The sequence below is a fragment of the Kribbella sp. NPDC051770 genome (assembly GCF_040681455.1).
Classification (GTDB): Bacteria; Actinomycetota; Actinomycetes; order Propionibacteriales; family Kribbellaceae; genus Kribbella.
Genome location: NZ_JBFAYT010000015.1, coordinates 66,728 through 86,347 on the forward strand (window position 1 = coordinate 66,728; position 19,620 = coordinate 86,347).

General features: G+C 70.7%; 13 protein-coding genes. 7 read left to right on the top strand and 6 right to left on the bottom strand.

Going from position 1 to position 19,620, the window contains the following annotated elements:
- The first annotated feature begins 9 nt into the window (after positions 1–9).
- Together AB0M01_RS34730 and AB0M01_RS34735 are read left to right on the top strand one after the other, a co-directional pair.
- Entirely contained in the window at positions 10–705 is a 696-nt protein-coding gene (locus tag AB0M01_RS34730; RefSeq protein ID WP_363676738.1) for a hypothetical protein, read from the top strand.
- Positions 702–2,765 carry a YhgE/Pip domain-containing protein gene (locus tag AB0M01_RS34735; RefSeq protein WP_363676739.1) on the top strand — a complete coding sequence of 688 codons (2,064 nt, stop codon included), beginning with the start codon at positions 702–704 and terminating at the stop codon, positions 2,763–2,765. Before AB0M01_RS34730 ends, AB0M01_RS34735 begins: the two co-directional genes overlap by 4 nt.
- Before the next feature lie 57 nt (positions 2,766–2,822).
- Here the strand turns inward: AB0M01_RS34735 and AB0M01_RS34740 are convergent, their stop codons facing one another.
- From AB0M01_RS34740 to AB0M01_RS34760, 5 genes are all read right to left on the bottom strand, one after another.
- Positions 2,823–8,282, bottom strand: coding sequence for a PKD domain-containing protein (locus AB0M01_RS34740; RefSeq protein ID WP_363676740.1), 5,460 nt, complete (start codon positions 8,280–8,282; stop codon positions 2,823–2,825).
- Between the two features lie 492 nt (positions 8,283–8,774).
- Positions 8,775–9,998: a hypothetical protein gene (locus AB0M01_RS34745; RefSeq protein ID WP_363676741.1), complete on the bottom strand. Its 1,224-nt coding sequence runs from the start codon at positions 9,996–9,998 to the stop codon at positions 8,775–8,777.
- Between the two features lie 54 nt (positions 9,999–10,052).
- The gene (locus AB0M01_RS34750) at positions 10,053–10,937 is read right to left on the bottom strand and encodes a BadF/BadG/BcrA/BcrD ATPase family protein (RefSeq protein WP_363676742.1); all 885 of its coding nucleotides are present in this window, start codon (positions 10,935–10,937) and stop codon (positions 10,053–10,055) included.
- Between the two features lie 60 nt (positions 10,938–10,997).
- On the bottom strand, positions 10,998–11,654 hold the full coding sequence (locus tag AB0M01_RS34755) for a nucleotidyltransferase domain-containing protein (RefSeq protein ID WP_363676743.1): 657 nt from the start codon (positions 11,652–11,654) through the stop codon (positions 10,998–11,000).
- A 53-nt stretch (positions 11,655–11,707) separates the two neighbouring features.
- Positions 11,708–12,436 (bottom strand): GntR family transcriptional regulator, encoded by a 729-nt coding sequence (locus AB0M01_RS34760; protein WP_363676744.1) that lies wholly within the window; start codon positions 12,434–12,436, stop codon positions 11,708–11,710.
- Positions 12,437–12,525: 89 nt separating this feature from the next.
- On the opposite strand from AB0M01_RS34760, the gene AB0M01_RS34765 reads away from it, so the two are divergent.
- Positions 12,526–13,668 (top strand): FAD-dependent monooxygenase, encoded by a 1,143-nt coding sequence (locus AB0M01_RS34765; RefSeq protein ID WP_363676745.1) that lies wholly within the window; start codon positions 12,526–12,528, stop codon positions 13,666–13,668.
- Here AB0M01_RS34765 and AB0M01_RS34770 read toward each other — a convergent pair.
- Positions 13,665–14,330, bottom strand: a complete 666-nt coding sequence (locus tag AB0M01_RS34770) for a Type 1 glutamine amidotransferase-like domain-containing protein (protein WP_363676746.1) — start codon at positions 14,328–14,330, stop codon at positions 13,665–13,667. The two genes, AB0M01_RS34765 and AB0M01_RS34770, sit on opposite strands and share 4 nt — an antisense overlap.
- Positions 14,331–14,446: 116 nt before the next feature.
- On the opposite strand from AB0M01_RS34770, the gene AB0M01_RS34775 reads away from it, so the two are divergent.
- From AB0M01_RS34775 to AB0M01_RS34790, 4 genes are read left to right on the top strand one after another with little or no spacing between them, the layout of a single operon-like run.
- Positions 14,447–15,235 (top strand): TIGR03084 family metal-binding protein, encoded by a 789-nt coding sequence (locus AB0M01_RS34775; protein WP_363676747.1) that lies wholly within the window; start codon positions 14,447–14,449, stop codon positions 15,233–15,235.
- Positions 15,232–16,953, top strand: a complete 1,722-nt coding sequence (locus tag AB0M01_RS34780; protein WP_363676748.1) for an acyclic terpene utilization AtuA family protein — start codon at positions 15,232–15,234, stop codon at positions 16,951–16,953. The genes AB0M01_RS34775 and AB0M01_RS34780 overlap by 4 nt, the downstream gene beginning before the upstream one ends.
- A complete protein-coding gene (locus tag AB0M01_RS34785) occupies positions 16,950–18,065 on the top strand; it encodes an acyl-CoA dehydrogenase family protein (protein WP_363676749.1) in 1,116 nt (371 codons plus the stop codon). The genes AB0M01_RS34780 and AB0M01_RS34785 overlap by 4 nt, the downstream gene beginning before the upstream one ends.
- On the top strand, positions 18,062–19,615 hold the full coding sequence (locus tag AB0M01_RS34790) for a carboxyl transferase domain-containing protein (protein ID WP_363676750.1): 1,554 nt from the start codon (positions 18,062–18,064) through the stop codon (positions 19,613–19,615). Before AB0M01_RS34785 ends, AB0M01_RS34790 begins: the two co-directional genes overlap by 4 nt.
- Positions 19,616–19,620 lie beyond the last annotated feature (5 nt).

A 19,620-nucleotide genomic window follows, 5' to 3' on the forward strand; every position in this document is an offset into this window, starting at 1 on the left:
GGGTAGACGATGCAGCTGAGGGCCTACGCGATCAGCGTCCGCGGTCCGCACGCGCCACTGCTGGACGCGACGTCGGTCGACGTCAGCAGTCACGAGCTGGTGCTGCTGACCGGCTACCCCGGGCCCGGCCACGTCGCCGCGTCGCTCGCGCTGTCCGGCCGGCTGGTGCCGGACGGCGGGCAGGTGAAGCTCGACGGCAAGGACGATCTCGCCGTACTGCGCCGGCGGGTCGCCATCGTCGACGCGCCGGGGATCACCGAGCCGGACGACGCGCTGCCGGTGAAGGCGGTGGTCGGCGAGGAGCTGGCGATCGCGGGCCGGAAGGCCGGCGGCAAGGCCGTGCAGGCCTGGCTGGAGTCGCACGACGCGGCCGAGCACGCGGACAAGCGGTTCGAGCACCTGCCGGTCGACGTCCGGACCCGGCTGCTGGCCGAGCTGACCGTGGCGCGGCCGGACGTCGCCGTGGTGATCATGACGATGCCCGACCGGTTCGGCGGGGATCCGCACAGCTGGTACGCCGTGGGCCGGGAGTTGGCGTCGCGCGGGTACGCCGTACTGGTGACCTGCGCGGACGCGTCGGCGCGACTGCTCGGCGTACCGGCGGCGCAGATGGGCGCGGTGAACCAGCCCGACCCGGTGAAGGTCGAGCCGCTGAAGGTCGCGCCGGACGAAGAGACGATCGAGGAAGACGAGGACGAGGCATGACCGCGGTACGGATGGCACTGAGCGAGCTGCGGCGGTTGACCGCGGGGCGGTTGCCGAAGCTCGCGGTGGTGGCGCTGCTCTGCGTCCCGATGCTGTACGGCGGCCTCTACCTGTACGCGAACCACGACCCGTACGGGCGGCTCGACAAGGTCCCGACCGCTGTCGTCGTCGAGGACCAGGGCACCACCCTGTCGACCGGCGAGAAGCTGGCGGTCGGCGGCCAGGTCGCCGACGAGCTGGTGAGCTCGAAGAGCTTCGACTGGCACCGGGTCGACCGGGCCGAGGCGACCGAGGGCGTGTCGGACGGCCGGTACGAGTTCGCGCTGGTGCTGCCGAAGACGTTCTCGGCCGATCTCGCGTCGAGTGCGGAGTTCACCCCACGGCAGGCGATGCTCGAGCTGACCACCAACGATGCGAACAACTATCTCGCTCACACGATCGCGAACCAGGTCGTCGCGCAGGTGACCAAGACCGTCGCCGCGCAGGTGAGCGAGACGGCGGCGAGCAAGCTGCTGGCCGGGTTCAGCACGATCCACGGCCAGATCAGCCAGGCCGCGACCGGGGCCGGGCAGCTGCAGAGCGGCCTGACCTCGGCGAACACCGGCGTCGTCAAGCTGCAGAGCGGCGCCACGCAGCTCAACAGCGCGCAGAAGCAGCTGTCCGCCGGAGCGACCAAGCTCTCGACCGGGCTGACCTCGGCCGGCAAGGGCGCGGGCGAACTGGCGACCGGCGCCGGGCAGCTGAGCAGCGGGCTCGGCACGCTCAAGACGAAGACGGCCACCCTGCCCGCGCAGACCAAGCAGCTGGCCACCGGCGCCGATCAAGTTGCCAATGGCAACGAGAAGATCGCGGACGTCGGCCGCCAGGTGGCGACCGCGTCGAGCACGCTGCTCAAGGACCTGACCACGATCGACGCCGGGCTGGCGCAGCGCCTCAAGCAGCAGGGCTTCACGCAGGCGCAGATCAACCAGGTGCTGGCCGAGACCGCCAAGCTGCGGACGCCGGTCGTCACGGCGAACACCAAGATCCAGTCGACCTCGAAGCAGCTCAACCAGCTCGCGACCGGCGCCCGGAAGGTCTCGAACGGCGCTGCGGCACTTTCAAAGGCAACACCAGCGTTGACCTCGGGCATCAGCAGCGCCGCGACCGGCGCGACGAAGCTCAACACCGGCGCGACCCAGCTGAAAACCGGCATCGGCCAGCTCCAGACCGGCGCCTCCCAGCTGGCGACCGGCGAGCAGCAGGCGGTGACCGGCCAGGGCCAGCTCCTGACCGGCGTGAACAGCCTGGCCACCGGCGTCAGCAAGCTGAAGACCGGTGCGACCCAGCTGAACACCGCGCTCACCAACGGCGCGAAGCAGATTCCGGACCCGTCGCCCGAGGCCCGCAAGGCGGTCGCGGAGACGCTCGGTGCGCCGGTCGGCCTGCAGAACACCTCGCAGGCCACGGCCGACAGCTACGGCGCCGGCCTGGCGCCGTTCTTCCTCAGCCTGTCCTGCTGGATCGGCGCGTACGTGCTGTTCCTGCTCGTCCGTCCGCTGTCCCCGCGCGGTCTGGCGGCGCTGCAGTCGCCGTTCCGGGTCGCCCTCGGCGGCTGGCTGCCGCCCGCGCTGTTCGGCGCGATCCAGGCGGCGCTGGTCTTCACGATCGTGATCATCGGCCTCGGCATCGACGCCACCCACCCCTGGCTGACCGTCGGCTACCTGATGCTCACCTCGATCACCTTCGTGGCCATCCTGCACGCGCTGTCGTCCTGGTTCGGGGCCATCGGCAAGTTCCTCGGCCTGGTCCTGATGGTGATCCAGCTGGTCAGCGCCGGCGGCACGTTCCCCTGGCAGACCATCCCGGCGCCGCTCTACTTCTTCCACCACGTCCTCCCGATGAGCTACGCGATCGACGGCGTCCGGCACCTCATGTACGGCGGACCGGGCGCCTCCCTCGCCAAGGACCTGATCGTCCTGGTCGCCTGGCTGGCCGCCGGCCTGCTCGCCTCCAGCCTGGCCGCCCGCAAGCAGCGGGTCTGGGTGGCGAAGAAGCTGCAGCCCGAGATCGCGCTCTAGACAGGCGGAAGGGGGCGCCGCGGACTCCGCGGCGCCCCCTTGGTCTGGGTCAGGACCTCAGACCGTGATCTGACGAGTGATCGAGGCTGCCTTCCCCCAGCCGTCGGTCGTGGTCAGCGTCACCGTGTAGGTGCCCGCTGCCGGGAACGTGTGCGACGGGCCGGACGAGGTGCTGTTCGGCGTACCGTCACCGAAGTTCCACAGGTAGCTGAAGGTGTCGCCGGTGTTCGGGTCGGCCGACCCGACGCCGGAGATGTTGCAGGACAGCCCCGAGCAGGCCGGCGGGTTGATCACCGGGACCGGTGCCACGTTGTTGGTCGGCTCGGTGATCGTGACCGTCTGCGTCGCGGTCGCCGTCGCCCCCCACTCGTCCCGCGCGGTCAGCGTGACCGTGTAGGTGTTGGCGCTGGTGTACGTCCGGGTCGGGAGCGGCCCGGACCCGCTGCCGTTGCCGAAGTTCCACGAGTACGTCAGCGTCGTCGGGCTCTCGTCGGTCGAGGTGCGCGCGTCGTACGTGCAGACGTTCTGGTTGCACGAGGTGGTGAACGCGGCGACCGGCGGGAGGTTGCCCGGCGGGTGGATCACGGTGACGTGCCGCTCGGACGGTACGGCGGTGACCAGGTCGTGCTGGTCGATCGCGCGCACCCGCACCGTGTAGGCGCCCGGCGGGATCACCGGCGTCGTGAACGAGAAGTTCGACCCCGGCGTACCCGGGCTGGTCAGGAACGCCGTCCGCCAGCTGGCGTTGGTGCTGGTGAACGTCCCGGACGAGCTCATGTACTGGCCGGCCGCGTTGACGATCCCGATCTGCACCTCCTGCATGGCCTGGTCGTCCTCGGCCCGGCCGGTGACGAAGATCTTGCCGTCGGTGAACTCCGTGCCCTCGCTCGGCGTCAGCAACGCGTCGTTCAGGGCCGGCGGGGTGTCACCGGGGTAGATCCGGTACCGCGCGGTCGCGCCGCTGGTCGACGTGTCCTGCTGCCCCGCGGTGTCGTAGGCGTACGCCGTGACCGCCCAGTCCCCCTGCGTCGGCAGGTCGACCGGCAACGTCCAGGTCGTACTGGTGCCGTTCGGGGTGGCCAGGATCGCCGACCGGGTCGCGAAGGTCGCCGCCATCGATCCGTTCGGCTGCAGGTACCGGTTGGTGTCCTGGTCCTCCAGCGCGACCCGGACCTCGGCGACGCCGATGTTGTCGGTCGCCGTCCCTGCCAGGTCCAGGTGCAGGCTCTGTCCACCGGTGACCGTTCCGGTCACGCTCAGGCGACCGTCCGGCGGGGTGTCACCGGGGATCTGGGCACTCAGACTGAGCCGGCCCTGGTTGTTGTTCGCCGTGGTCAGCCCCAGCTGGTCGGTGGCCCGGACGGAGAAGCTGTACGAGCCCGGCCTGAGGTTGAACGGTGTCGTGTACGACCAGTTGTAGCTGGCCTGGTTGAGGTTCTGCGGTGCGACCCGGTACCAGCCGGCGATCGCGTCCACACCCCAGCTGCCGTCGGCGGCCAGGTTCTCGCGGGTGGTGCTGTTGCGGAGCTGGATCTCCACGTTCTGCAGGGACTGCTCGTCGTTCGCGGAGCCCGCGAAGGTGAGCGGCTGTCCCGGCGTGACCACCACGGTCTGCACCGACGTCGGCGGGATCATCGACACCGGCGAGCTGATCGTGACCGTCGGCGCCACCCCGTTCTCGGTGACGATCCAGGTCCGGTCGGCGGTGTCCAGGTCGGACTGTCCCGAGGTGTCGGTGGCTCTGGCCTGCGCCTGCCACTCCCCCTCGTACGGGACCGTGACCTCGTACGACCACGTCGTACTGGTCGCTCCGACGACGTCCGGGGTGATCCGGAACGTGTTGCTGTTCGCCGCGACCGAGCCGTCGTTCTGCAGGTAGCGGTTGTTGCTCATGTCCCGCAGGGTCAGGCCGACCGAGTTCACGCCGAGGTCGTCGCTCGCGGACCCGGTGATGGTGAACGTGAAGGAGTTGACGACGCCCTGGGACGGCCCGGTCACGTTGGTGCTCGGGGTCTCGTCGGCCAGGCCGAACGTCTCGTACTTCTTCTGCGCCTTGGTCGGGTCCTGACTGTTGTTGACGGCAACCGTTCTGGCCATCACGGTCAGCACCCGGTTCTGGGTCATCGTCAGCGGCAGCGACCAGGTGGTCGAGGTCGCGTTCGGCGACGCCAGCGTGGCGTTGATGGTGTTCGGCGTCGTCGAGCCCCAGGTGGTCAGGTCGTCGTTCAGGTACCGGCGGCTGTTCCGGTCCATCACCTCGACCTGCACCCGCTGGACCCCGCTGGCCGCCGAGGCGGTCCCGGTGACCTGGTACTCCTCGTCGACCGGCTCGATCCGGCCCTCGATCGGGGTCGTGATCGTGGTCTCGGTGCCGTTCGGCGCCGCGACCGAGTTGAAGTCGAAGAACGCCACCCGGCCGACGTTGTACTCGCCCTTGGTCTGGCCGTCACCACCGACGAACAGGCCGCGGGGAGTGACCTCGATGTGCTTGTCGCCCTCGAACGAGTTCGAGCCGGGGTTGAAGCCCTCGAGCGCCGTACCGTCCGCAGGGTTCAGTACGCCGAGGTGCTCGCGCCGGACGACGGCGTCGCCGAGGCCGTAGCCCGACAGCCCCTGCCCGGTGCCGTACCCCTGGTCGGTCAGACCCGGCCACGGCTGCGGCGAGGTCGGCGACTCCTGCCACGCGAAGTGGCCGCCGACGTAGATCGCGTTCTCGGCGATCGCGATCGAGTAGACGCTGTCGAAGTGCCGGGAGATCCACAGCGGCTGGACGTTGTCGCCACCCTCCATCGGGTACGCGACCACGGTGTCGTTGATCGGCGGCCGGTCACCACCGGAACCGCTGGTCACCGCGAAGTACGTGCCGTCCGGCGAGATGTCGCCGCCGTAGATGCGCTGGATGCCGCCGACGAACTGCAGGTTGTCGTCCCACAGCCGGGTCCGCCAGGGCAGCAGCTTCTGGGTCCGGGTGTTGATCAGCGCGACGCCGTACCGGTCCTGGCCGTTGATCTGCCGGCCGGTGTGCACGACGAGCAGCCGGCCCAGGTCCGGGCTGAGCTTCAGGCGCTGCACGGTGAAGTCGCCGTTGGCGCCGATCCCGCCGCTGACGTCGTTGACGAAGTCCGTCCGGACCGCGCCGGTGTTGCCGTCGAGCGCGGCCAGCGCGCCGCGCGGCGCGCCGTTGATCGCGGTGAAGCGGCCACCGACGTACACGGTGGAGTTGGTCACCGCGAGCTCCTGCGGCTTGGCGTTCGCGTCGGCGACGAAGCCGGTCACCGGTGCGCCGGTGGCGGGATCGATCCGCGCGATGCCCTTGCGGGTCAGGCCGTTGACGGTGCCGAAGTTGCCGGCGATGTAGAGCTTGGTGCCGTCCGGCGACGCCTCGACCGCCTCGACGCCACCGTTGCCGATCACCGGCCGGAAGGTGGTGTCGATCAGGCCGGTGCTCAGGCTGAACGCCGCGATCTGGGCCTGGTTGACGGTGGTGGTGTTGCCGCTGGCGTTGTTGCGCAGCGAGGTGAAGCCACCCGCGACGTACACGCGGTTGCCGACGACCTCGATGTCCCAGATCTCACCGGCACTGATCAGCGGGAAGTTCGTCCGCGGCGTCTCCGGGGCGATCCGGGTGCCGTGCCCCGGGCCCGGCGGCTGCGCGGCCGCCACCGCGACACCGGTCTTCTGGACGCTGTGCGCGCCGTCGCTGACGGTCAGCGTGACCGTCCGGCTGCCGACCGACGCGTAGGTGTGCGCCGGGTTGTCGCCGGTGCCGTTCTGGCCGTCGCCGAAGTTCCAGCTGTAGGTGAGCGCGTCACCGTCGGGGTCGAAGGACCGGTTGGCGTCGAACTCGCACGTCATCGACGCGCAGCCGGTGGTGAAGTCCGGGATCGGCGCCTCGTTGGTCGCGGTCGAGTCCGCGCCCGGATCGAGGACCACCGAGAACATCACCGAGCGGGACGCCGCCGAGCTGGTGGTCGCGGTGCGGGCGGCCGCCGTACCGATCGCGACGCCCTCGTTGGAGTCGGCGACGACCGCGCTGACCTTGCCGGTGCCGGTGCTGGCCGCGGAGGTCCGCGACGTCACGTTGCCGGGCAGGGTCCAGGTCTGCACGACCGACGACTTCTCGGCCCAGACGTTCACCAGCCACGAGTTGCCCTTGGCAACGGTCACGGTCGGGGTGAGGTGGCTGCTCGACGACCCGTCGACCCCGCGGACCGCGGAGGCCGAGACCGTCGTGACACCGGTACTGCGGTACGCCGCGACGCTGAGCACGGACTTCTCCAGCGCGCTGCCGGTGACCGTGACGTCGCTGTTGGCGTCGCCGGCGGTGGCGGCCTTGGTCCACGCACGGCCCCGGACGCCGTTGCCGTCGCGGGTCTGGATCAGCGTCCAGCCCGGAACCGCGTCGGTGATCGTGCCGGTGGTGGAGTTCGTGACCAGGAACATCAGCAGCCGGTCCTGAACCTGCACGTTGCTGGGGATCCGGACCGTGTGCGAGGAGCGGTTGCCCTGGGTGCTGGCACCGCCGACGTACGAGACCTGGCCCTGGCTGACGGTGGCGACCGGGTTGACCTGGTGGGTCTCGGTGTCGGTCAGGGAGCCGTCGCTGACGGTCAGCGTGACCGTGCGGGCGCCGTCGCTCGCGTAGGTGTGGTTCGGGTTGACGCCGGTGCCGGTCTGGCCGTCACCGAAGTTCCACGCGTAGGTGAGGGTGTCGCCGTCGGGGTCGGTCGACGACGAGGCGTCGAACCCGCAGACGAGACCGTTGCAGCTGGACAGGAACGCGCCCACCGGCGGCTGGTTCACCGGGTCGGCGACCTCACCGGGGCTGATCACCAGCGAGAACATCACCGAGCGCGACACCGCCGCGCTGGTGGTCGCGGTCTTCGCGGCCGCCGTACCGGTCGGCACCGGGCCGGCCGAGTCGGCGAGGACGCCGCTGACCTTGCCGGTACCGGTGGCCGCCGCGGTGGTGCGCTGGGTGGCACCGGCCGGGAGCGTCCAGGTGACGTCGGTCGAGGACTTCTCGGTCCAGACGTTGACCAGCCAGGAGTTGGTGTCGGCGACCGCGACGGCGGGCGCCGCGTGGCTGCTGCCGGACGCGTCGCTGCCGGCGACCGTCGAGGCCGAGACCATCGCGTTGCCCGTACTGCGGTACGCCGCGACCCCGATCACCGACTTCAGCGTGTCGCTGGTGGTGACGGTGACGTTGGCGTTCACGTCGGCCGCGGTCGCGATCTTCGTCCACAGCCGGCCGCGGACGGCGTTGCCGTCGCGGGCCTGCAGCTGCGTCCAGCCCGCCGGGGCGCCGGACAGCGTGCCGACCGTCGCGTTGACGGTGAGGAACAGGACCAGCGCGTCCCCGGCCTGAGCGGTCGCGGGAACGCGCACGGTGTGACTGGTCCGGGCGCCGCTGGTACTGGCGCCGCCGACGTAGGAGATCTCGCCGGGAGCCGCGGAGGCCGACGGTGCGAGGACGACGGTCGCGCCCAGCGCGGGCACGAGAGCGACCAGGACCACCAGCAGCGTTCGGAGCGCGCGACTCGGAGGTCGGCTACCGGAACGCCTTCGGCCACGGACGGATCGATCGAAGAGCTGGGACACAGTCACTCACCAACCAGTGCTCGGAGAAACGGACGCACCTCGGCTCTGGCCGAGGTGCGGTTGTGGAGTCCGCGGAGGTGAGGCGTGCAGGACTTCTGGGCGCAGCGGATCGCGACAGGTCGAGGCCTGTCCGAAATCCCCCTGCTGATCGTCAACGACGTCGCCGACCATGACAAAGCTCGTCACCCCCCAGTGACCGAGAATCCACCCCAAAAGATCCGCCCCCCGGATCCTCACGGCCGACTGTGGCATTCGGCCACGCTCTGTGCAAGACCTCTGGGCCGGTTCGGGTGAAATCCTGGCAAACTAGCTACACAGCGTGGTCGGAGGCCACCGCGCGTACGCCGACAACGGTGGTCAGTTGCCAACTACAACTACTCCGGCGACGGCGTTTGGATGGTGAAAAAGTCACCGGGCCAGGAGATCCGCGGCCGTGCCGAGCAGGGTGTTCGTGGCGGGCTGGTCGAAGTAGGTGATCAGGGCTTCGTAGGTCTCGTGGTGGGCGGCGTCGGGGTCGACGATGTAGCCGAAGTAGCCGTCGGTGTAGCCGATCACTCTGGTGATCGGGTGCGGGCTCGTCGCCTGGAGGTAGATGCCGTGGGCGGCGAAGAGCTCGACGGGGAGATGCAGCCAGGTGACCGGGCCGAGGGTGACGCGGCTGAGGGGGAGGTCGTACGCCGGGGGGAGCGTGGTGGTCGACATGAGGGACTGGCCGCGGACGCCGTCGGCTCGGGTCTGGGCGATGCGTTGGGAAGGGGAGTCGCCTTGGGCGGTTGGTTCCGGGGTCGAGGTGGTGGTCGGGAGGGTGCGGACGGGGAGGTGGGCGGTGGTGCGGTGGATGGTGGGTGCTTCGTCGGGGAGGTCGAGGCCTGGGGATTTGAAGGCGTCGGTGACTTCCTCGGCGAGGATCCGGCCGAGGCGGGTGACTTCGGCGGGGCCGCGGGACTGGCGGGTGAAGCGGGGGCTGACGTCGCCGGCGGCGCCTTGGAGGTAGCCGACAACCGTGGGGGCCAGGGCGGCGCGGGTGGCGCCGGGCCAGTCGGCGGACCAGAGGAGGTTCTCGGGGCCGTGTGCGGTGGGGTGGCAGGCGAAATCGAGAAGAATTGCCTGGAGTGATCCAGTGAGATCGTAGAGGGCGAGGATGCCGGCCGTGTTGTCGTGCGGGCCGTTGCGGCGGTGGCGGTTGGTGCCTAGGCCGATGACCTCCGTGGTGCGCCAGGTCGCGCGGACCGGGCGGCGCACGAGGGAGACGTCGGCGATGGCGGTGACCAGTTGGTCGATCAGGGTGCGCTCGCGCTCGGCGGGGATCACCGGGTGGATCTCGCCGGTCCAGCCGGACGGGCCGGAGTGGGTGTGCGAGGCGCAGACCAGGACGTTCGCCGCGGGGATGCCCGCGGCCGAGGCGGCGGCCGCGGCGAGCTCGGCGGTCAGTTCGGTGCCGGCGGCGATCGCGTCGAGGCTGAGCCAGAGGACGCCGGGTGAGTCCTCGGTGGACAGCCAGATGATCGTGGCCTGCAGCGGGTCCGCCGTCCCGGTGGCGAGGCCGGAGCGGGCGGCGTACCCGTCCATCCGGTGACCTGGTGGCGGCGTGACGTCGAGCGCGGTGGCGGCCAGCAGCAGCGAGTGGTCCATCCTTGGACTGGACCATTTTTCCCGGGCTCGCGCCAGCTGAACGGTGGGATTGGTCTAGCGGTGGATCACGACCAGTTCGCCGTACGGCGACAGTGCACCGGTCGCGAGCCGGGTCGCGCCGTCGAGGGAGTTCCCGGCCGGCGTGGTCAGGCGGGCTCTCGGCGGGAGGTGCGCGCGCAGCGGCTCGAGCAGTTGGTGGCCGGCGCCTTCGAAGAGTCCGCCGACCAGTGCCACCGGTACGGCGGCGGCGCCGGTCAGTGCGCCGACCGCGGTGGTGACGGTCTCGGCGATGTCCTCGACCGCGGCCGCGATGATCGCGCGGGCCACCGGGTCGTCGGCGAGCCGGAAGACCTCGGGGGCGAAGGCGGCGACGTCGGCGGCCAGGGTGGTGGACAGGTAGAGGTCGATCGGGTCGACCTCCAGACCCGCCAGCGCGGTGGCCGGACCGCGGCCGTCGCGAGCGCGGACGATGGCGGCCAGTCCCGCGCGGCCGATCGCGAACGCGCTGCCGGCATCGCCGAAGAGGTACCCGCCGCCGTCGACCTTGTGCCAGGTCGCCTCGTGGTCGACCGCGAGGCAGACCAGACCGGTGCCTGCGGCAACGACTACGCCGTACCCGTCGGGCAGCGCCCCGGCGTGCGCGGTGACCATGTCCTGGGCGAGCCGGACCTCCTGCGCCCGCAGGGACTTGAAGATCGCCTCGGCGAGCGCCCGGGCGGACTCGGGGTGGTGTGGGAAGCCGGCCAGGCCGAGGGCAACGGTCCCGACCTCGGCCTCGCTGCTGACCCCGGCGTCCTCGAGGGCGGTGTGGATCGCGGCGAGCGTCGCCGGGCGGCTGTCGGCGATGTGCTGGTACCCGGGACCGCCGCCGGTCCGGCCGTCGGGCAGGACCCGGAGCCGCAACGCCGACTGGCCGCCGTCGATCGCGAGGTTGATCATGGTCCCGTCCCGCGGTGATTGCTTGTCGCAACCACTGTGACGGTCCACCGGGTCAGGCTCCTAGCGGGACGTGGAGTAGAGCAGTTCGCGGGTGGTGTGCAGGCGGCTCAGCACCGTGGTCAGGTCCGGCCCGAACACCGTCACCGACTCGTCGCACCAGCGGTCCACGATCGGTTCGTTGCCGGTGACATGGACCGTCAGCTCGGTCAGGTCGAGCTCGTAGAACTGGGCCGCGTTCCCGGTCATGTCGACGACGGTGCGGAGCAGGCTCGCGGCCTGCTGCTCCCACAGGTCGTTGTCGGCGGCAACGTCGTCGGGCCTGATCAGTAGCACGTCGACGTCGCTGTCCAGGTCGCCGTCGCCGCGCGCGGCCGCGCCGTACAGGCCGGCATGGACCGGGGGCAGGGTCCACGTGGCCAGCTCGGCGCGGAGGCTGGTGACGAACGTCGTGCGCAGCCCCGACAGCAGCTCGACCGCCTGAGCGGCGAGGTGCTTGCGGTTGAGGGTGTAGAGCAACGAGTTGCCCGCCTCGGCGACGTGCACCAGCCCGGTCGAGGTCAGCCGCTGCAGCACCAGCCGGACCCCGGCGACGCTGCCGACGCCCGCGAGCCCGTGCACCTGCCGCCCGGACAGCCCGCGGTCGGCCCCGGCAAGCACCTGCAGCACGGCACCGTCCAGCGACGGTACGACGGTTCCGATCGGCCTGCCGAAGTCCATAGTTCTGTGACTGTAGTGACTATTGTGATCAATCGCCTACTTTCCGTGACGACTCAAAGACCTCGTACGGTCGGCGTCATCCGGAGCTCGGCGGTGAACGCGTAGCAGTCGCCGCGGTAGACGGCCGAGGTGTAGCCGAAGACCCGCTCGTGGCGGTCGAGCCCGACGCTGCGCGCGGCCAGGCACGGCTGGGTCGGCGGGATGCCGAGCCAGCCGGCGGTCCGTACGTCGGGCAGCACCGGCTCGAGCGTCGAGGTGCCGCTGACCAGCTCGATCCCGTACCGGGAGGTGAGCAGCTCGTACAGCGAGCCGTCCAGGTCCTCGGCCTCCAGGCCGGGGACGTAGCTGCCCGGGACCGTGGTCTGCTCGACCACCACCGGCTGGTCGTCGGCGAGCCGGAGCCGGGTGAAGGAGAGCACCGGGTCGCCGACCGGGATGCCGAGCCGGCGCGCGGCCGTCCGGGACGCCTGCTCGGACCGGAACTCCAGCGTCCGGCTGCCCGGTGTCATCCCGCGCCGGCGCAGGTCCGCGGAGAAGCCGGTCATGCCGAGCCACTTCGCGACCTTCGGCCGGGTCGTGTAGGTGCCGCTGCCGTGCCGGCGGACCAGCAGGTCCTCGATCACCAGGTCGTCGACCGCGCGCCGCAGCGTCATCCGGGCGACGTTCCAGCGGACCGCCAGCTCGCGCTCGGCCGGCAGCGCGGCGCCCTGCGGCAGCGAGTCGATCAGCGTGAGCAGCAGCGCCCGGATCTCGGCGGCCTTGCCCGGCAGCGAACTGTGCATTCGTCCTGGCTACCAGCCGGATCGGCGATTCGGTAGCAATTGCACGAAGCTGCAATGGAACGGACCCGTCGCGACGTAACCTGCCGAGAATGAGCAACGGGCAGCAGAGTTCCTCGGCCATCGTCGTCGGCGCCGGGATCGGCGGGCTGACCGCGGCGATCGCGCTGCGGCAGATCGGCTGGTCGGTGACCGTGCTCGAGCGGGCGCCGATCATCGCCGAGGTCGGCGCTGGACTGACGCTGTGGCCGAACGCGCTGAGCGCGCTGGCGGCGCTCGATCTCGATCAGAAGGTCGAGGCGCGCGGCGTCCGGACGGTGTCGCGCGGCAACCTTCGGACGCCGCGGGGGCGCTGGGTGCGGCGCAGCCGTCCCGAAGATGTCGGGGTGCTCGCCGTGCACCGGGCCGAGCTGCACGCCGTACTGCGGAGCATGCTGCCGGAGTCGGCGCTGCACACCGACGCCGAGGTGCTGTCCGTGGACGGGCGCACGGTGGTGTGCCGGTGCGCGGGTGAGGAGCACGAACTGTCGGCCGACCTCGTGGTCGCGGCCGACGGGGTCAACAGCCTCGTACGCCGTACCGTCTGGTCGGGCTCAGCGGTCTTCCAGGGCCGGACTGCTTGGCGAGGGGTGACGCCGAGCGGATCGGTGTGGCCGGTCGAGGAGTCGCTGACGCTCGGGCGTGGCATCCAGGCGGGTGTGCTGCCGCTGCCGGACGAGCGGGTCTACTGGTTCGTCACCGCCAACGCGGCCGAGGCGAATCGCGAGTACGCCGACGAGCAGGCCGAGGTGCTGCGCCGGGTCGGCGGATGGCACGACCCGGTCCCGGCGCTGATCCGCGCGACGCCGCCCGACCAGGTGCTGCACAACGATCTCGTCGACATCGACCCGCTGGACACGTTCGTGAAGGACCGCGTCGTCCTGCTCGGCGACGCCGCGCACGCGATGACGCCGGACCTCGGCCAGGGCGCCTGCCAGGCGATCGAGGACGCCGTCGTCCTGGCGGCGGCACTGGCCGACAGCGATCTCGACTCCGGGCTCGCGGCGTACGACCGAGTACGCCGGGCGCGAGTGCAGCCGATGGCCACGGCGGCGCGCGCGTCGGTCAGGCGCAACTCGAACACCGGTCGCGCGGCGCACCTCGCGATGACACTGGCCGCGCGCCTGGTCCCGCCGGCCAAGTGGCGCGCGATGACCGCGCAGTGGTCGGACTGGGCGGCACCGAAGCTGCCCTAAGCCTCGAACAGCCGCCACTGGCCCTCGGAGACGACCTCGACCTTCCCGTCGACCACCTTCAGCGCGGTCTGGTTGTCGATCGCGTACGCGGGAATCGGCAGGGTGGCCGCCCAGGCCTCCGCGCCGGCCATCGTGTTGTCCATCCCCGGGTAGTCCAAATGCGGGTAGATGGCGAAGTCGACCAGGCCGAGGGTGCTGTCGTCGGCGCCGCCGGGCGGTGTCCAGTCGACGAAGTCGGCGCCGATCCGGGGCGCCGTCACCATGCTGCCCGCGCTCAGGCCGACGTACACGGCCTTCAGCGTGGGGAGCAGTTCGGCCAGGCCGGACTGCTGCATCCAGTAGTGCAGGAACAGCGGGTCGCCGCCGCCGACCAGCAGCACGTCGGCCTCCTGCACCTTCGGGACCCACAGCTCCCGGTCGATGCTGGGCAGCGCGGTGAGCTCCAGCACGCCGACGGACTTCCAGCCCAGCTCGGTCATCGGCGCCCGCGGCTCCCGGCCGCTGATCGTCTTGTACGCCATCTCGGGGCCGATGGGTTTGGGGTAGATCGCGGTCGGCACGAAGAGCGCGGTCGACTCGGCGATCGGCCGGCCGAGCAGCTCGACCAGCGCGTCGGTGATGCTCTGGTTGATGATGCCCGAGTCCGTGAGCAGAAGTTTCATGGCGGCCCGTCCCAGGTCGGTCGTCGTCCGGCCTCGCGAGCCTAGCCCTCGCCATGGACCATTCCGGCAAAACAAGCACCCTTGATTCTTTTTGGTGCGGATGGGACGCTCGGGCGATGGACCTGGACGAGGTACTGGCCGATCTGTGGGCGGAGAACGCCGAGCTGGACATGCTGGTGGCCGGGCTGGCCACTGACGGGTGGGCGACGCCGACACCGGCCGAGGGCTGGTCGGTGGCGCACCAGATCGCGCACCTGGCCTGGACCGACGAGGCGGCGCTGAGCGCGATCACCGACCAGGACGCGTTCCAGGCGACGCTGCGGAAGGCCGCGTCCGACCCCGCGGGGTACGTCGACAAAGGCGCGGCCGAAGGCGCCGCGCTGCCGGCCGACCAGCTGCTGCCGTACTGGCGGGAGACCCGCGCCGAGCTGGCCGAGGCACTGAAGTCGGTGCCGAGCGGGCAGAAGATCGCCTGGTTCGGCCCGCCGATGAGTGCGACCTCGATGGTGACCGCGCGGCTGATGGAGACCTGGGCGCACGGGCAGGACGTGCACGACGGGCTCGGGATCAGCCGGCAGCCGTCGAGCCGGTTGCGGCACGTCGCGCACCTCGCCGTACGGACGCGGGACTTCTCGTACCTGTTGCACGATCGCAAGCCGCCGAGCGAGCCGTTCCACGTGGAACTGTCAGGGCCGGACGGGCAGGTCTGGACGTACGGCGATGCTGCTGCTGAGCAGCGGGTCACTGGGCCGGCGCTCGACTTCTGCCTGCTGGCTACTCAGCGGCGGCACCGGGACGACTTGGCTGTCGAGGCGGTCGGTGCGGATGCCGAGGAATGGCTGGGGATCATCCAGGCCTTCGCCGGGTTGCCGGGTCAGGGACGCGTCGCGGGGCAGTTCGGATGACGGAACCCGTGCGGATCGGGAACGCGTCCGGCTTCTACGGCGACCGGTTCAGCGCGTTCCACGAGATGGTGACCGGCGGGCCGCTGGACTACGTGACAGGGGACTACCTGGCCGAGCTGACGATGCTGATCCTCGGGCGGGACCGGCTGAAGGATCCGTCGCTGGGGTATGCGCGGACGTTCCTGAAGCAGCTGGAGAGCGGGCTGGGTGAGGCGCTCGATCGTGGGGTGAAGGTGGTCAGCAACGCGGGTGGGTTGAACCCGGCGGGGCTGGCCGAGGCTGTTGCCGGGCTTGTCGACAAGCTGGGGCTGTCGGCGAAGGTGGCGTTCGTGGAGGGTGACGACTTGCTGGCTCGGGCCGGTGAGTTGGGGCTCGGGACCCCGTTGACGGCCAACGCCTATCTGGGAGCTTGGGGGATTGCCGAAGCGCTGCGTGAAGGCGCCGATGTCGTGGTCACCGGGCGGGTGACCGACGCCTCGGTGATCGTCGGGCCCGCGTCCGCGCACCACGGCTGGCGGCCCGACCAGTACGACGAGCTCGCGGGCGCCGTCGTCGCCGGGCACGTGATCGAGTGCGGCTGCCAGGCGACCGGCGGCAACTACGCGTTCTTCCACGAGCTGCGCAACCTCGACCGGCCGGGCTTCCCGATCGCGGAGATCCACGCCGACGGGTCGAGCGTGATCACCAAGCACGACGGCACCGGCGGCGCGGTCACGATCGACACCGTCAAGGCCCAACTGCTCTACGAGATCACCGGCGCCCGGTACGCCGGGCCGGACGTGACGACGCGACTCGACACGATCGAGCTGACCGACGACGGCATCGACCGGGTCCGGATCAGCGGCGTGCAGGGCGAGCCGCCGCCCCCGACGTACAAGGTGTCGCTGAACAGCCTCGGTGGGTTCCGCAACGAGGTCGACTTCGTGCTGACCGGGCTGGATCTGGAGGCGAAGTCGGAGCTGGTGCAGCGGCAGCTCGAACGCGGCCTGCCCCGGAAGCCGGCCGAGCTGAAGTGGTCGCTGACCTGGACCGAGCAGCCGAACGCCACGAGCGAGGAGCTCGCGAGCGTGCTGCTCAAGTGCGTCGTGAAGGACCCGGACCCGAAGGTGGTCGGCCGCGCGTTCTCGAGCGCCGCGGTCGAGCTGGCGCTGGCCAGCTACCCGGGCTTCCACGTGACGCGGCCACCGGAGGACAGTTCGCCGTACGGGGTGTTCACGGCGGGGTACGTCGACGTCGGCGAGGTCGAGCACGTCGCCGTGCTGCCGGACGGGACGCCGCGGGTGATCGCTGCCGCTGCGGAGACGCAGGTGCTGGAGCCGGTCGACGATGCGGACCTCCCGATGCCTTTGCCGCAGCTTGTGGCGGCGGGTCGGCCGGCGCGGTCGCTGACGCGGGAGGTGCCGCTCGGGCGGGTGGTCGGCGCGCGCAGCGGCGACAAGGGCGGCGATGCGAACGTCGGCGTGTGGGTGCGGAACGAGACGGCGTGGCGCTGGCTCGCGCACACGCTGACGATCGGGCTGTTCAAGGAGCTGCTGCCGGAGACCGAGGACCTGCGGGTCAGGCGGTACGTGCTGCCGAATCTGTGGGCGCTGAACTTCGTGGTCGAGGGGCTGCTCGGCGAGGGGGTGGCGTCGCAGGCGCGGTTCGATCCACAGGCGAAGGCGGTCGGTGAGTGGCTGCGGTCGCGCTATGTGGATGTGCCGGAGGTCTTGCTGTGAACGACTTCCGTTCGAGCGTACGGCGGTTCATGGCCGCGGAAGTCCTGCCGTCGCTTGATGACTGGGAGCGAGCGGGCGAGTTGCCGCGGGAGCTGCACAAGAAGGCCGGTGCGCTCGGGCTGCTCGGGGTCGGCTTCCCGGAGTCGGTCGGTGGCGGCGGCGGATCTCTCCAGGACGCGATCGAAGTGGTGGAGGAGATGCACTACAGCGGCGGGTCCGGCGGACTGGTCGCGTCGCTGCTGACCTGCGGGATCGCCGTCCCACATATCGTTGCTTCAGGCAATCAAGCGCAGATCGACCGGTGGGTGCGGCCGACGCTCGCCGGAGAGCTGATCGGCGCGCTGGCGATCACCGAGCCCGACGGTGGGTCGGACGTCGCGTCGTTGCGGACGACGGCTCGGCGCGACGGTGACCACTACGTGGTGAACGGGTCGAAGACCTACATCACCTCCGGCTGCCGGGCGGATTTCGTCACGGTCGCGGTGCGGACCGGCGGGCCGGGAGCGCACGGGATCTCCCTGCTGGTGGTGGAACGCGGTGGTTACACGGTCTCGCGCAAGCTGGAGAAGATGGGCTGGCTGTGCTCGGACACGGCCGAGCTGTCGTTCAGCGACGTACGGGTTCCCGTGGAGAACCTGGTCGGCGCGGAGGGCAGCGGATTCGTCCAGCTGGCGCAGAACTTCGTCGCCGAGCGGCTGACGCTCGCCGCGCAGGCGTACGCCGGCGCGCAGCGCGCGCTCGACCTGACCGTCGAGTGGTGCCGGGCGCGGAAGACGTTCGACCGGCCGTTGATCTCGCGGCAGACCGTGCAGTTCACGCTGACCGAGATGGCTCGGCGGGTCGATGTCGCGCGGGTGTACGTGCATCACGTCGCTTCCAGGGCTGCCCAGGGCGAGGACGTGATCGCCGAGGTGTGCTTCGCGAAGAACACCGCGGTCGAGGCCGGGCAGTGGGTCTGCGACCAGGCGCTGCAGCTGCACGGCGGGCTCGGCTACATGCGCGAGTCCGAGGTCGAACGCCAGTACCGGGACCAGAAGATCCTGGCCATCGGCGGCGGCACGACCGAGATCATGACCGGCCTGGCCGCGAGGAGACTGGGGTTCACCGCATGAGCAACCGCGAGGCGATGCTGGACAAGCTCGCCGCTCTGGACGTCGAGCATCAGAAGGCGCTGGCCGGTGGGGGCGAGAAGTACGTCGCGCGGCACCACCAGCGCGGCAAGCTGCTCGCCCGCGAGCGGATCGAGCTGCTGCTCGACCCGGACTCGGCGTTCCTGGAGCTGTCACCGCTGGCCGGCTGGGGATCCGACTTCACCGTCGGGGCGAGCCTGGTCACCGGGATCGGCGTCGTCGAGGGCGTCGAGTGCCTGATCACCGCGAACGACCCGACGGTCAAGGGCGGCGCGAGCAACCCGTGGACGCTGAAGAAGGCGTTGCGCGCCGACGAGATCGCGCGCGCCAACCGGCTGCCGGTGATCAGCCTGGTCGAGTCCGGCGGCGCGGACCTGCCGACCCAGAAGGAGATCTTCATCCCGGGCGGCGCGATGTTCCGCAACCTGACCCGGCTGTCGGCCGAGGGGATCCCGACGATCGCGCTGGTCTTCGGCAACTCGACCGCGGGCGGCGCCTACATCCCCGGGATGAGCGACTACGTGGTGATGGTCGACGGCGGCGCCAAGGTGTTCCTGGCCGGGCCGCCGCTGGTGAAGATGGCGACCGGCGAGGACGCCGACGACGAGTCGCTCGGTGGCGCGGCGATGCACGCGCGGACCTCGGGACTGGCCGACTACTTCGCCGTCGACGAGCCGGACGCGATCCGGCTCGGGCGGCAGATCGTGTCCCGGCTGAACTGGAAGAAGCTCGGGCCGGCGCCTGCACCGTCGTACGCATCGCCGATGTACGACGAGGACGAGTTGCTCGACATCGTGCCGGGGGACCTGAAGGTCCCGTTCGATCCGCGGGACGTGATCGCGCGGGTCGTCGACGGGTCGGTCTTCGACGAGTTCAAGCCGCTGTACGGGTCGTCGCTGGCGACCGGCTGGGCGTCGGTGCACGGCTACCCGGTCGGGATCCTGGCCAACGCGCGCGGCGTGCTGTTCTCGGAGGAGTCGCAGAAGGCGGCGCAGTTCATCCAGCTGGCCAACAAGTCGTCGACGCCGCTGATCTTCCTGCACAACACGACCGGGTACATGGTCGGGCAGGAGTACGAGCAGGGCGGCATCATCAAGCACGGCGCGCAGATGATCAACGCGGTCTCCAACTCCGCGGTGCCGCACATCTCGGTGCTGATGGGCGCGTCGTACGGCGCCGGGCACTACGGGATGTGCGGGCGGGCCTTCGATCCACGCTTCCTGTTCGCCTGGCCGTCGGCGAAGTCGGCGGTGATGGGACCGCAGCAGCTCGCGGGCGTGCTGTCGATCGTCGCCCGGGCCGCCTCCGAGGCGAAGGGGCAGCCGTACGACGAGGACGGTGACGCCGCGATGCGCGCGTACGTCGAGGGGCAGATCGAGGCCGAGTCACTGCCGATGTTCCTGTCCGGGCGGCTGTACGACGACGGGGTGATCGATCCGCGGGACACCCGGACCGTGCTCGGCCTGTGCCTGTCCGCCATTCACTCGGCACCGGTGGAGGGCACGTCCTCCTTCGGCGTCTTCAGGATGTGATGACG